The following is a 12,519-nucleotide window of genomic DNA, read 5'->3' on the forward strand; positions in this document are numbered from 1 at the left end:
GACGCCCATCGGGCGGGCGGCACTCCACCGGATCGAACCGGCGGATCGCGCACGGCGCCGGCCGGCATCGTCACCGCATGCCGGGCCGGACGACCGTGCGGCTGCTACAGGAACGTCTTCAGGTTCACCGCCGGATCGGCGAGCTTCACAGGATCGGGCACCGCCCCCGCCGCGATCAGCCGGCGCGACGCGCCGATGTCGCGCCCCAGGTTCGCCGCGGCCACCGCGACGATCTTGCCATCGTCGCCCAGCCCGAACACCGAGAACGGCCCGTTCGCCGGATCGCCGCGCACGACGGTCGTGCGTTCGCTGCCGAACAGCCCGAGCATCTGCAGGTTGCAGTCGTACTGATCGGACCATAACCACGGCAGCTCGGCATAGGTTTCGTCGGCGCCGAGCAGGTTCGCGGCCGCGACGGCCGGCTGGTTCTCGGCGACCTGCCACGATTCGATCCGCACGTGACGCCCGAGCAGCGGATTGAAGTGCATCGTCACCTCGCCCGCCGCGAAGATCGCGGGATCGGTCGTACGACAGCCCGCGTCGACGCGTATCCCGTTGTCGACGTCGAGCCCGGCCGCCTGCGCAAGTTCGACGTTGGGCACGACACCGATGCCGACCACGACGATATCGGCCTGCACGTCGCCGCGATCGGTCTCGACGATCGCACCGCCGGCCGGCGCACGACGAATCGCACGCGGCAGCGTCGCCATCTGAAACACCACGCCGCGCGCGTCGTGCAACTGATGCGCATACGCACCGACGACTTCCGGCAACGCACGCTGCAGCAACCGGGGCGCCGGATCGATCACCGTCACGTCGCAGCCGAGCTGGCGCGCCGCGGCCGCGACCTCGAGGCCGATGAAACCGCCGCCGAGCACCGCGACATGGCGGCCCGGCGCAAGTTGCGCGCGCAACGCACGCGCATCGTCGACCGTGCGAACGTAATGCGGCTCGACGCCTGCGTCGATCGCACCGCCGAACGTGCGCACCCGCGAACCCGTCGCGAGCACGAGCCGCGCGTACGGCAGCGTCGTGCCGTCGTCGAGCCGCACGCGCCGCGCGTCACGCTCGATCGCATCGACGCGCGTGCCGAGCCGCAGCTCGACGCGCTGCGCGTCGTACCACGCCGCGTCGCGCACGAACGCGCGCTGCTCGCCGCCGTCGCTCATCAGCGCATCCTTCGACAGCGCGGGCCGGTCGTACGGCAGCTCGCGCTCCGCGCCGATCATCACGATGCGCGCGGCGGCGTCGCGCTCGCGCAGCGCTTCGGCCGTGCGCCGGGCCGCGTGGCCCGCGCCGACGATCACGAACGGATCAGCCGACATTGACTTCCACCTGCCCGTCGACGATCCGGATCGGATAGGTCTTCACCGGCTCCGCGATCGGCGCGCATTTCGGCGCACCGGTGCGGATGTCGATCAGCCCCTGGTGCAGCGGGCATTCGACGCAACCGTCCTCCACATAGCCTTCGGACAGTCGCGCATGGCCGTGCGTGCAGAGGTCGTGCATTGCGAACAGCTCGTCGCCGATCCGGAACACGGCGATCGGCTTCTGGCCGGCGACACGCGCCGCCGGTTCGTCTTCGGTGAATTCGTCGTAAGCGCCGAGCGGATGCCACTCGGCGAGCGTTGCTTCGGTCATGTCGGTTCCTTGCTTCGTCAGATCGGGGTGGCGAGCAGCGTCTGCACGCGCGACGTGTCGTAGATCACGCGCTTGGTCTTGTAGCGCAGACCGTCCGGCGTGCGCACGACCGTGTCGTAGTACTTGCCGGCCTGGTACACGTTCGACTCGCCGTTGCTGCGCGTCTGCACGACCACGTAGTTGCTCTCGGTGTCGATCTCGCCGTCGCGTTCGGCGACGATCGTCAGGCCCGACGTCATGTGCCGGTACGTGTGCTCTTCGTAGATGTTCGCGTGCCGCAGCGACACCACGCGGTCGCGCAGCATCCGCTGGTTCGTGCAGTGGACGATCCCGACCGGCAGCCCGAGATCGGCGTTTTCCTTCGGCACGATTTCGTACGTGCAGTCCTCGGTAAACATCGTCGGCCATGCTTCGAGCCGGTCGTTGTCGAGGTGCCCGATATAGCGGTTCTGGAGCATGTAAATCTCGAACCACGTCTTCATGTCTTCCGTCATTTCTCGCTCCCGCTTCAATAGCCCATCAGCTTCTGGTAGCCGACCCAGAACTTGCGGATCAGGCTTTCGGTGATCACCGTGTCCTGCTGGTCCGGATTGCCGCGCGACATCTCGATCACCGACGTCGCATCCGCGTCGCGCACCGTGCCGCGCTGCACGAGCTCGGTCGCCTCCGTGTCTTCCATCGAGATATAGCCGGCCGGCCCGACGAGGTTCGCCTGCTTGATGCGCAGCGCGCGCAGCTCGGGCGTGTCGTCCGCATAGCCGAAGAAGTGGAAGATCAGCTCGAAGTTGTCGGGGCCCTTCGGCAGGACCTGGCGTGCGACCAGCGTGTTGTGGATCTGCTGGATCACGAGCTGCGGGAAGATCGGCTGGATATGGTTCGTGCAGTCCTCGTCGTATTCCGACACGAGATCCAGGATCGATTCGTCTTCGAGGTGAAACCCCTCGTCGAACGAACGGATGTTCTGCTGCTTGTACGCGGCCGACGTGTCGTCGTTCGTCTTCGTCACCGTGATGATGCTGTGCAGCCCGTGGTTCGCGTCCGGAATCGAACGCGCCTTCATCCCGACGCGGAAGATGTTGAAGGTCGTATGGAACAGGTGCAGCATGCTCGCGTGATACGGGTCCTTCACGTTCTCCATGTACAGCTTCCAGTTCGACTTCGAATACTGGCGCGTGCAGCCGAGATACTCGATCGGCTTGTGGAAGATCCGGTCGATCCACGGGCGCATCTGCTCGCCGAGGTAGTCGGGCAGCGGCATCACGTCGTCGCTGAAGGTGGCGAACACCAACCCGCGATAACTGTCGACGCGCAGCTTGCGCAGCCCGTGCTGCTTCGGATCGAAATCCGCCGGCATCCCGGTCATCCCCTTCTGACCGCGCCGGAACGGCACGCCGAGCAGGTTGCCCGTGTTGTCGAAGCTCCACTGGTGATACACGCACGTGTGCGAGCTCGCGTTGCCGCGCGACTTGCGGCACACCTGCGCGCCGCGGTGTGCGCAACGGTTCACCCACGCGGCGAGCGTGCCGTCCTCGGCGCGCGTGACGACCACCGGCGTGTCGCCGACGAACGTGCTCTTGAAATCGCCGGCGTTCGGGATTTCCGCTTCCAGCGCGACGAAGTTCCACGTCGGCCCGCGGAAGATGCGTTCCTGCTCGCGTTCGTAAACGGCCTGCGAGCTGAACACTTTGTACGGCACGCGCGAGCCGTCGTCGTGCGGAAAGCTCACGTCGGACGCGTCGCCGCGCGCGGCGAACACGACGGGCGATTCTGTCTGCTCCATGTCGGACTCCTTGTTGATCCGTTGCATTAATAAGATGGGGTCCATTTTTGAAAGGCTAATATTCGCCGTCTATCCGGAAAGTGCGATTGCGGCGGTGCAATATCCACTTTCGGCGGATTTCTGAGCTAGCATGGCGGCACGCACGATGCGGCATTTGATCGAGACCCATTCGTCGGATCGAAGCGCGCCGTCCACAATCAGGCTGATGCCCATGTCCCCAACATCGTTCGAGCCGCTCGCGCTGCGCGCGCATCGGCTGTTCGAATCCCGCGATCTCGACGAGACGCGCGAGCGGATCTCGCGCGTGATGCAGCCGCACGCGCTGCTGCCGAACGGCCGCGTGCACGGGGCGTCGCACATGGATTTCGTCAAGCTCGGCGGGCTCGGGATCGGCACGATCGCGTTCGGCGACGCGATGCGCGTGCAGGTCGACGCGGTCGACGGCTATTACCTGCTGATGTTCTGCCTGTCCGGCCAAGCCGAGGTGCGTGCGATGGGGCGGCAGCTCGGCGTCGACGGCCAGACCGGCGTACTGTGCGCGCCCGGCGAGCGCTTCGACGCGGTGCTGTCCGCCGATTGCGAGCAATTCGTGCTGCGCATCGATGCGGCGACCGTCGGCTCGCTGACCGGCGACCCGCGCGCGATGCTCGACCCCGTGCTGCATATCAGCGACGCCGCGCTCGCCGCATGGCGCCAGCAACTGATGCTCGTCGCGCGTTCGCCCGAACTGCTCGAACGCGCGAACGCGAACCCGCGCGTCGCGTCGCAGCTCGAGCACCTGCTGATCGACCTGCTGATCGAAGGCCACCCGCCGTCCGTGCTGCACGCGTCGCATCGCGACCCGGCGCCCGGCTTCGTGCGGCGTGCGCAGGAGTTCGTGAACGCGCACTACGCGCAGCCACTGCAGCTCGCCGATATCGTCCGCGCCGCCAACGTGCCGGAGCGGACGCTGCGCGACGCGTTCCTGCAGTTCCGCGGGACGAGCCCGATGCAATACCTGCGCGCGACGCGGCTCGACCATGCGCGTGAGCTGCTGCGCGGCGCGGCGTCAGACCGGCGGATTGCCGATATCGCGCTCGATTGCGGGTTCACGCACCTCGGGCGGTTCGCGATCGCTTATCGGGAGAAATTCGGGGAATCGCCGTCGGAGACGCTCGGCGGGCAGCAGTAGGCGGGCGCTGGCCCGGCTCGGTGAATCGCAGGCCAGCTGGATCAAGGGCCGGGGGCGCGACCGACGGTTTGCCGGCTTCCGGCTTGCAGCCCTGCCCGGCCGACACCAGAGGGCGCGCCGTTCCGCCCGTGCCGAACGACATCGCCTCGTGCCGCCCTTTTGTGCATTTGACCGGATACGCCTAACGCGACCGTTAGTTGCAGCCATGCCCAATCGGCGTGCCCTTACGCGGCCGGCGCGAACATCTCCCGCGCAATCGCGCAGAACGCGGCCGTCGCGGCGCTTTCGCCGTGCAGCCGGCGGCTCATGATGATCGGCGACGTCGCGGCCGGCTCCGGCAGGCGCCGGTAGACGACGCCCCTCACGCGCACGCCCTCCACGCTCTCCGGCACCAGCGACACGCCGACTTTCGCGGCGACGAGCCCGAGCGCCGTCTGCAATTCGCGCACCTCATGGACGGCCGCCGGCACCAGCCCGCCATCGCGCAATGCGGATAGCTGCTGGTCCGCGAAGCTCGGCCGCGGCGTGCTCGGATAGACGATCAGCGTCTCGTTCGCGATATCCGCGAGCGCGAGCGGCCGGGCCGGATCGGCAAGCGGATGCCCGACCGGCAGCGCCGCGATCAGCTTTTCCTCGATCAACGCCTCGCGCACCAGTTGGTCGTCGTCGAAACGCAGGCGGCCGAAGCCCACGTCGATCCGCCCGCCCTTCAGCGCGCCGAGCTGCTCCAGCGTGAACATTTCGATCAGCGACAGTTCGACGTCCGGCTGCGCCTCGCGAAACGCGCGGATCACGTCCGGCAGCGCGCCGTACAACGTCGACGGCACGAAGCCGATCACGATCCGCTCCGACAATTGCGCGAGCCGCCGCGTCAGCGGGCCGAGCTCGTCGGCCTGGTCGACGAGGCGCTTCGCCTGCGCATAGAACACGCGCCCCGCATCCGTCAGTTTCAGCGGCCGTGCGCCGCGCTCGAACAGCGGCAATCCGATCTCGTCCTCGATCGCCTGGAGCTGGCGGCTGAGCGGCGGCTGCGTCATGTGCAGCCGCTCGGCCGCCCGCGTGATGTTCATTTCCTCGGCGACGGCGATGAAGTAACGGAGCTGACGCAATTCCATTTCATGCCTCAAAGGTATGGAAGTAGTCGGAAAGAGTGTTGGACGACGCCGGGTGGGAATTCCTACCATGTGCACCAACAGGAGGAATCGCATGATAGCAACTGCCGCCACCATCGAACGCATCGAGACGCTGCTCGTCGACGTGCCGACGATCAGGCCCCACAAATTGTCGGTCGCCACGATGAATTGCCAGACCCTCGTGCTGGTGCGTGTTCGATGCACGGACGGTATCGAAGGCGTCGGCGAGGCGACGACCATCGGCGGCCTCGCGTACGGCGAGGAGAGCCCCGAAAGCATCAAGGTCAACATCGACACCTACTTCGCGCCGCTGCTGCAGGGCCTGGACGCGACCCGCCCGGGCGCTGCGCTGGCGCGCGCCCGCAAGCTGTTCCAGGGCAACCGCTTCGCGAAGTGCGCGATCGAGACCGCGCTGTTCGACGCGCAGGCGCGCCGCCTCGGCGTGCCGCTGTCCGAGCTGTTCGGCGGCCGCCGGACCGATGCGGTCGACGTCGCATGGACGCTCGCGAGCGGCGACACGCAGCGCGACATCGCGGAAGCCGAAGCGATGCTCGACGCGCGTCGCCACCGTGCGTTCAAGCTGAAGATCGGCTCGAATGCGGTGGCCGACGACGTCGCGCACGTGATCGCGATCAAGCGCGCGCTCGGCGAGCGCGGCGACGTGCGCGTCGACGTGAACCAGGCATGGAGCGAAACCGACGCGATCTGGGCCGGCGCACGGCTTGCGGAAGCCGGCGTGAGCCTCGTCGAGCAGCCGATCGCCGCGACCAACCGCGCGGGGCTGAAACGCCTCACGCAACTGGCGCAAGTGCCGATCATGGCCGACGAGGCGCTGCACGGCCCCGTCGATGCATTCGCGCTCGCGCAGGATCGCGCGGCCGACGTGTTCGCGGTGAAGATCGCGCAATCGGGCGGCCTGCAGGGTGCGGCGAGCGTCGCGTCGATCGCGGCGGCGGCCGGCATCGAACTGTACGGCGGCACGATGCTCGAGGGCGCGGCCGGCACGATGGCGTCCGCGCAACTGTTCAGCACGTTCGACTCGCTGAAATGGGGCACCGAGCTGTTCGGCCCGTTGCTGCTCACCGAGGAGATCCTCGTCGAGCCGCTGCGCTACGAGGATTTCAAGCTGCACCTGCCGGCGACGCCCGGCCTCGGCATCACCTTCGACTGGGCCCGCATCGAGCGGATGCGACGCGACGCCCGCTGACCCCACACGACAACCGAAACCGGAGACACAGATGAACAAGCAAGCCATCGATGCACTGCTGAAGACCTTCGACGACGCCGCCGAGAAGCCGGGCAACCCGCGCGTGCGCGCGATCGTCAACCGGATCGTGAAGGACATCTGCTACACGATCGAGGACTTCGACGTGCAGCCGAGCGAATTCTGGACGGCGCTGAACTACCTGAACGAAGCCGGCCGCGAATTCGGGCTGATCGCAGCGGGCCTCGGCCTCGAGCGCTTCCTCGACGTGCGGATGGACGAAGCCGAGGAAAAGGCCGGCATCCAGGGCGGCACGCCGCGCACGATCGAAGGGCCGCTGTATGTCGCCGGTGCGCCGGAATCGGTCGGCCATGCGCGTCTCGACGACGGCACCGATCCGGGCCAGACGCTGATCATGCGCGGCCAGGTGCTCGGCCAGGATGGCGCGCCGATCGCGAACGCACTGGTCGAGGTGTGGCACGCGAACCATCTCGGCAACTACTCGTACTTCGATCAGTCGCAGCCGGCGTTCAACCTGCGCCGCTCGATCCGCACCGATGCCGAAGGCCGCTACAGCTTCCGCAGCGTGCTGCCGGTCGGCTACAGCGTGCCGCCGGGCAGCAAGACCGAGCAGCTGCTCGACCAGCTCGGCCGCCACGGCCATCGCCCGGCGCACATTCACTTCTTCGTTTCGGCGGACGGTTATCGTAAGCTGACGACGCAGATCAATATCGATGGCGATCCGCATCTGTGGGACGACTTCGCCTTCGCGACGCGCGACGGGTTGATCCCGCCGGTGAAGCAGGCCGAAGGCGCGGAAGGCAAGCCGTATGGCGTCGACGGGCAGTTCGCGCTGATCGACTTCGATTTCTCGCTGCTCAAGGAAAAGCAGGACGTGCCGGCGAGCGAAGTCGAGCGGGCCCGCGCGCAGGCCTGAGCAGCCTTCCCGTTCGACGAATCGACAACGCAAGGAGTGCAGCATGCTGTTTCATGTGGAAATGACCGTTCGTCTGCCGACGGACATGGATCCGGTCAAGGCGGCCACGCTGAAGGCGGAAGAAAAGGCGATGTGCCAGCGGCTGATGAACGAAGGGGTCTGGCGGCATCTGTGGCGGATCGCCGGACAGTATGCAAATGTCAGCATCTTCGACGTCGAAAGTGTGCAGCAGCTGCATGACGTGCTCAGCCAGTTGCCGCTGTTTCCGTATATGGAGATGGAAGTGCGGGCGCTGTGCCGGCATCCGTCTTCGGTGCGGGAAGACGATCGGTAATTCCGGCAGCGGCCCATGCTGCCGGGTAACCGGCGGCATGGGTCGCGAGACATGGCGTCGCGGTGACGCTACGCAAACCTGCATGAACGACTATTCGACTGTCGGCAACGACTGGGCTAATTCGAACCCATCGCCGACTTGATCGAGCGTCCAGCGACGCGGCGCGTGCAGCTTTACCCATCGAGTGCGTTCGCGGTCGTCGGATACACGCCCGATCGACATTTTGGCCTTGCCCGTCGAGTAGTTCACACTGAGCGTACGCACGGCGCCCGTATTACGCATCACCGAGAAGTTGTCATAGCCGATCAGCATGAAATTCCGATCCTGCCACCGAAACGTATAGGTGGTCGATCCCATTTCCCAACTCCCAGCGCTGGCAAAGCGACCCAGCCTGACCTGCAACGTACCCCGGTCGATGCTCACGTTCCCCTCTTCCAGGGCATCCGCCAGACACGGTGATTCCCGGGTCGGTATCAGCGTTTCGTTTCGCAGCGCGAGAGCGTACTGCCCATCTGGCTGTGCAAAGGCGACGACAAGGATGCGCGGATTCGCGTCGAACGGACTCTCGCACATGCCGTCATCAGATATCACGTTCGCGGGATCATTGTCACGCAGAACCAGCGCCAGATCGTCGCGGCCATCGCCGTTCAGATCGCCCTTCGTCTGAAATTCGAGCTTCCAGCCCTTTGGAACAAAGTCTTCGGCCTTTCCAGCGAGCGGCACGATGAGTGGGGACGGTACATCTTGAGCCGCCACGCGAACGGACACGATGGCGCCAAGCCAAATTGCCAGTCCTAGCTGTTTAGAGAACCCGAAGGGCTTGCTCCCACTCAGAATAGATTGCGCGACTTTCACTTAGGCATGTCCCCCGTCATCTGTAATCTGCTCGACGTCAGATCGAGGCGTAAAGGCTTATCCGGATCAAGCTTCTTTTTCTCGATAACTCGTCTCCAGTCTCCGGCGGCTCCGGGGACGCGATACAACGCAACGATCGCCACATACGCCGTCTCGCGTTGCATCGGCTGAGACAAACTCGACGAAGCGCCGGGATTCACGACAGCCGACATATCCGCCTGCAAATCTTGAGCAAGCACCGTCCGGTCGCTCTTCAACAGATCGTCGTACGACGCCCCGTCGAACAGCTTGCGGTCCTTCAACTGATAGACGCGAACGGCCACCGATGTCGGCCGCCCTGCGTCGTCCGGGTTCAGTGCGGCGCGCGCGGAAAGATCCACGTCGAGCACCTTCACCTGCTTGAAAAATACGGCGCGATACGCATTCGACGACGCGTCCGACACGGACTGCCAGGCACCGCAACCTGACAGCAACAATACGGCGGCAGCGGCGGCCGCACTCATTCGATGGAACATGGAACCTCCTGGATCAGATCGTGTGCGGCACGAGATGCGGGTTGGGTTGCGGTAACGGAAACGCGTCGTACACGCCGAGCGCAATGTCGATCATGCGTTCATCGACCGACGGCAGCACCGTCGTCCAGCCCAGACGCGGCGCCGGGCCCGCGCGTTCGACGCCGACGGTCGGGTGCGGAACGAACCGCGACGACACTTCCATCCGCAAATGCACATCGGCCTTGACGCCGACATACAGCTGGATGAATGCCATCACCTCCCGATGCAGCCTCGCACCGGGCAACAGGTCCTGCGCCTGCCGCTCGTCGACCGGCCGCAATGTCACGCGCACCGCCCGGCTGCGATACGTGAGGCGCCTGCCGAGCACGTAACCGCCGCCGAGCCCGCTGCGCTTCCCTTCCGCCCGCACTGCCGCATCCGGCTTCGCCGACGTCAACGGCGTCGGTCGCCCGGTACTCGTCGTCACCGCCCAGAACTCGTCGACACGGACATCGACCCCGGGCGCCGCGAGCGCCACCACCCCGGCCAGCCCTTCCGACGTACGCGTGCGCTGGGTCAGCAAGCCCAGCAACCCAAGCACCCGCGAATTCGGTAAGCCCGCCCGCAAAGGCTTGTCGCCCCATCCGAATCCGGCCAGACACAGCAGGCTCTGCGAATAATCGTCGACACCGCCGGCCCGAAAACGCTCCGGATAGCGATACTTCTTCCATGCGCGATACAGCAGTGTCGCCACGCGATGATTGAACGGATCGAGAAATGCCTCGACCGCCTCGTGCCCTTCCTCCCGCAGCACGATCTCGTCGATCATGTGCGACGGCATGGCCGCATCGACGCCGTAAAGCCCCATGAACGTCGTGCGTACGGTCGGCGGCGCATCGGGGTGCGCGTCGTCGAATTCGACAGCGGCCACCTCGCCCGCCGGAAACCCCAACCGCGGACGCGGCCGGAATCGTACCGGCTCATGTTCCGGCGTGTCGCGCGTACCGAATCCGGGACGTTCGGGCACACATGCCTCCAGCAGACGACAGAACTGCATGAAAGTCATCTGCTGCGCCCGCTGGAACAGCGCCCCGGTCAACACCGGCGGCCCCTTCGATGCGGCAGCTTCGGCCGCCATCCGATTGCTCGAGCCCGTCATAGCGGCGCCCGCTGCGCCTTGCTGCGCGGCCATTCCGTCCGGGATCGCGACGGCAGGCTGACGATTGCCAGCTTCGTGAACAGATTGATCTCCGCATACGCGCCGAAGAACCGGTGCAGCAGCTCGCCGAACAGCATCACGTCGCCGTCGCCGGAGAACGCATGCGAATCGAGCGTGACCTCGATCAGCACGCCGCGCTCGACCGCGCCGCCCGACACCTCCTCGATCATGTGCTGCGACACGTGCAGGATGCCGGCGAGCCGCCGCCGGTTCAGTTCTTCGTTCGTCCAGTCGTACAGCGCCAACGCGCCGCGCAGCACTTCCGCATTCATCATCGACAGAAAGTTCGGCGCGAGATGCGACAGTACGCGCCACTGGAAGCGATCTTCCGTCGGCGGATACAGCGGCAACGTCGGCGACACCAGATTGCGCACGCCCGCGACGTTCGGCGTGCTGGCCGCCAACTCATCGAGGCTCGCCTCGCGCAACCCCTTGCGCGGCAGCAACCCGTTCGTGCCCGTCACACGCAGCGACAGGCTCTCCTCCGGCAGGGCGTCCATCGTTTCCCACGCGTGGCCGCCAAGAATCACCCACATTTCGTGCAGCCCCGATACACCAGAACGCACACGGGTATGGAAATAGCGTTCCGGCGCCTCGTGACGCAACATGCCGCCGCGATGCCGGAACGTCGCGAACGGCACGTATTCGTATCGCTCGGCCGTATCGTGGTCGAACGTCGCGACCGCGTCGACCGAATACGTTTCGACATGCTCGCCCTGATGACCGGCCGGCACGACGCGATATTCCGTTTCGTGATGGTCGATCTCGATCGGCTCGGCATCCAGTTCGAACAGGTTGATCACCGGCGAACAGAACAGTCGCACGTTATCTGCGTTGAACCGCTGATCCGACGGATAAGCCTCCTTCAGCACGATCTCCAGTTCGAAGCGGGTCGATTTTTCGGGCAGCGTCGTGACCTCCAGTCCGCACAAATCGACGAACAGGAATTTCTCGCGGAACGTGAAGTATTCGAGCAGCAGCTGATATCCGGAAAACGCCGCATCGGCTTTGGGCCACAGCCGCTCTTCCGTCGAAAATCCCGCCGGCTGGATCGTGACGCCGGGGAGCGGTACGGCTTCGCCACCGCGTATTTCCGGAACGCGCCAATGAATCGAATCGACCTGACGCGTCAACGCGAGATGCATCGCGAACGCGGTCGGCAGATCGGCGTTCAGGTGCAGCCGCAGCCGCGACAGATCCGTCTCCTTGCGCAGCGCCGATCCGTGCAACGCGAAGCCGACACGGATCACCGAGCGGCCGTCGTGACGCACGGCCGGCCCTGCATGCGTAATCGAGACCGGCTGCAGTGCAACGGCCTGCGTCGTCCGATACAGACATTGCACCGTCCGCGGCGCCACGCCTTCCGTGCCGCCCGGAGATGGCACGTTGATCGGCGCCGAACGCACCGGCACGCCGGCCGGCACGGTTACCGTTTTCTGCAGTTTCTCGGCGAATGGCGTCAGCTCGACGATCGACAGCGAAGGGATCATCCGCAGATAGTGCGGCCACAACAGGCTGACGAGCCCTTCGGTGAGTTCGGGCAATTCGTCGTCGAGCTTTTGCCTGAGCCTGCCGGTCAGGAACGCGAAACCTTCGAACAGCCGTTCGACGTATGGATCGCGATCGCCGACGCGGTCGAGATTGAGCAAGCGTGCACGGTCGGGATGCGCCTTCGCGAATTCCTTGCCGGACTCGCGCAAATAGCGCATTTCCGCTTCGTAGTAGCGCAGGATGGGATCGTCGTTGTCCAT

Annotated in this window: 14 protein-coding genes; 4 read left to right on the forward strand and 10 right to left on the reverse strand. The window is 65.6% G+C overall.

Annotation, left to right across the window (positions count from 1 at the left end; all coding sequences use genetic code 11):
- Positions 1-104: 104 nt before the first annotated feature.
- From andAa to HWX36_RS30610, 5 genes are all read right to left on the reverse strand, one after another.
- Positions 105-1,325, reverse strand: coding sequence for an anthranilate 1,2-dioxygenase system ferredoxin--NAD(+) reductase (andAa, locus tag HWX36_RS30590; protein WP_175957579.1), 1,221 nt, complete (start codon positions 1,323-1,325; stop codon positions 105-107).
- Positions 1,315-1,641, reverse strand: coding sequence for an anthranilate 1,2-dioxygenase ferredoxin subunit AndAb (gene andAb, locus HWX36_RS30595; protein WP_175957581.1), 327 nt, complete (start codon positions 1,639-1,641; stop codon positions 1,315-1,317). The genes andAa and andAb overlap by 11 nt, the downstream gene beginning before the upstream one ends.
- A gap of 17 nt (positions 1,642-1,658) precedes the next feature.
- Positions 1,659-2,135, reverse strand: a complete 477-nt coding sequence (gene andAd, locus HWX36_RS30600) for an anthranilate 1,2-dioxygenase small subunit AndAd (protein ID WP_175957583.1) — start codon at positions 2,133-2,135, stop codon at positions 1,659-1,661.
- Positions 2,136-2,149: 14 nt separating this feature from the next.
- Entirely contained in the window at positions 2,150-3,421 is a 1,272-nt protein-coding gene (gene andAc / locus HWX36_RS30605) for an anthranilate 1,2-dioxygenase large subunit AndAc (protein WP_175957585.1), read from the reverse strand.
- A 69-nt stretch (positions 3,422-3,490) separates the two neighbouring features.
- Positions 3,491-3,634: a hypothetical protein gene (locus HWX36_RS30610; protein WP_175957586.1), complete on the reverse strand. Its 144-nt coding sequence runs from the start codon at positions 3,632-3,634 to the stop codon at positions 3,491-3,493.
- On the opposite strand from HWX36_RS30610, the gene andR reads away from it, so the two are divergent.
- Complete coding sequence (gene andR, locus HWX36_RS30615; protein ID WP_175957587.1) at positions 3,633-4,592, forward strand: anthranilate 1,2-dioxygenase regulatory protein AndR; 960 nt, start codon at positions 3,633-3,635, stop codon at positions 4,590-4,592. The genes HWX36_RS30610 and andR overlap by 2 nt on opposite strands.
- A 224-nt stretch (positions 4,593-4,816) precedes the next feature.
- Here the strand turns inward: andR and HWX36_RS30620 are convergent, their stop codons facing one another.
- Positions 4,817-5,707: a LysR family transcriptional regulator gene (locus HWX36_RS30620; protein WP_175957588.1), complete on the reverse strand. Its 891-nt coding sequence runs from the start codon at positions 5,705-5,707 to the stop codon at positions 4,817-4,819.
- Between the two features lie 91 nt (positions 5,708-5,798).
- Here HWX36_RS30620 and HWX36_RS30625 point away from each other — a divergent pair, with 91 nt between their 5' ends.
- From HWX36_RS30625 to catC, 3 genes are read left to right on the forward strand one after another with little or no spacing between them, the layout of a single operon-like run.
- Complete coding sequence (locus tag HWX36_RS30625) at positions 5,799-6,932, forward strand: muconate/chloromuconate family cycloisomerase (protein ID WP_175957589.1); 1,134 nt, start codon at positions 5,799-5,801, stop codon at positions 6,930-6,932.
- A gap of 31 nt (positions 6,933-6,963) precedes the next feature.
- Positions 6,964-7,866 carry a catechol 1,2-dioxygenase gene (gene catA, locus HWX36_RS30630; protein ID WP_175957590.1) on the forward strand — a complete coding sequence of 301 codons (903 nt, stop codon included), beginning with the start codon at positions 6,964-6,966 and terminating at the stop codon, positions 7,864-7,866.
- A gap of 43 nt (positions 7,867-7,909) precedes the next feature.
- Entirely contained in the window at positions 7,910-8,200 is a 291-nt protein-coding gene (catC, locus tag HWX36_RS30635; RefSeq protein ID WP_175746162.1) for a muconolactone Delta-isomerase, read from the forward strand.
- Positions 8,201-8,290: 90 nt separating this feature from the next.
- On the opposite strand, the gene HWX36_RS30640 is transcribed toward catC, so the two are convergent.
- Genes HWX36_RS30640 through tssF form a run of 4 tightly spaced genes read right to left on the reverse strand, consistent with a single transcriptional unit; the run spans position 8,291 to position 12,519 of the window.
- The gene (locus HWX36_RS30640) at positions 8,291-9,055 is read right to left on the reverse strand and encodes a hypothetical protein (protein ID WP_175957591.1); all 765 of its coding nucleotides are present in this window, start codon (positions 9,053-9,055) and stop codon (positions 8,291-8,293) included.
- Positions 9,052-9,570 (reverse strand): type VI secretion system lipoprotein TssJ, encoded by a 519-nt coding sequence (gene tssJ / locus HWX36_RS30645; protein ID WP_175957592.1) that lies wholly within the window; start codon positions 9,568-9,570, stop codon positions 9,052-9,054. Before tssJ ends, HWX36_RS30640 begins: the two co-directional genes overlap by 4 nt.
- A 13-nt stretch (positions 9,571-9,583) precedes the next feature.
- Positions 9,584-10,687: a type VI secretion system baseplate subunit TssG gene (gene tssG, locus HWX36_RS30650; protein ID WP_244136570.1), complete on the reverse strand. Its 1,104-nt coding sequence runs from the start codon at positions 10,685-10,687 to the stop codon at positions 9,584-9,586.
- A 17-nt stretch (positions 10,688-10,704) separates the two neighbouring features.
- Entirely contained in the window at positions 10,705-12,519 is a 1,815-nt protein-coding gene (tssF, locus tag HWX36_RS30655; RefSeq protein ID WP_175957594.1) for a type VI secretion system baseplate subunit TssF, read from the reverse strand.

The organism is Burkholderia sp. BCC0405 (genome assembly GCF_902833075.1).
Classification (GTDB): domain Bacteria; phylum Pseudomonadota; class Gammaproteobacteria; order Burkholderiales; family Burkholderiaceae; genus Burkholderia.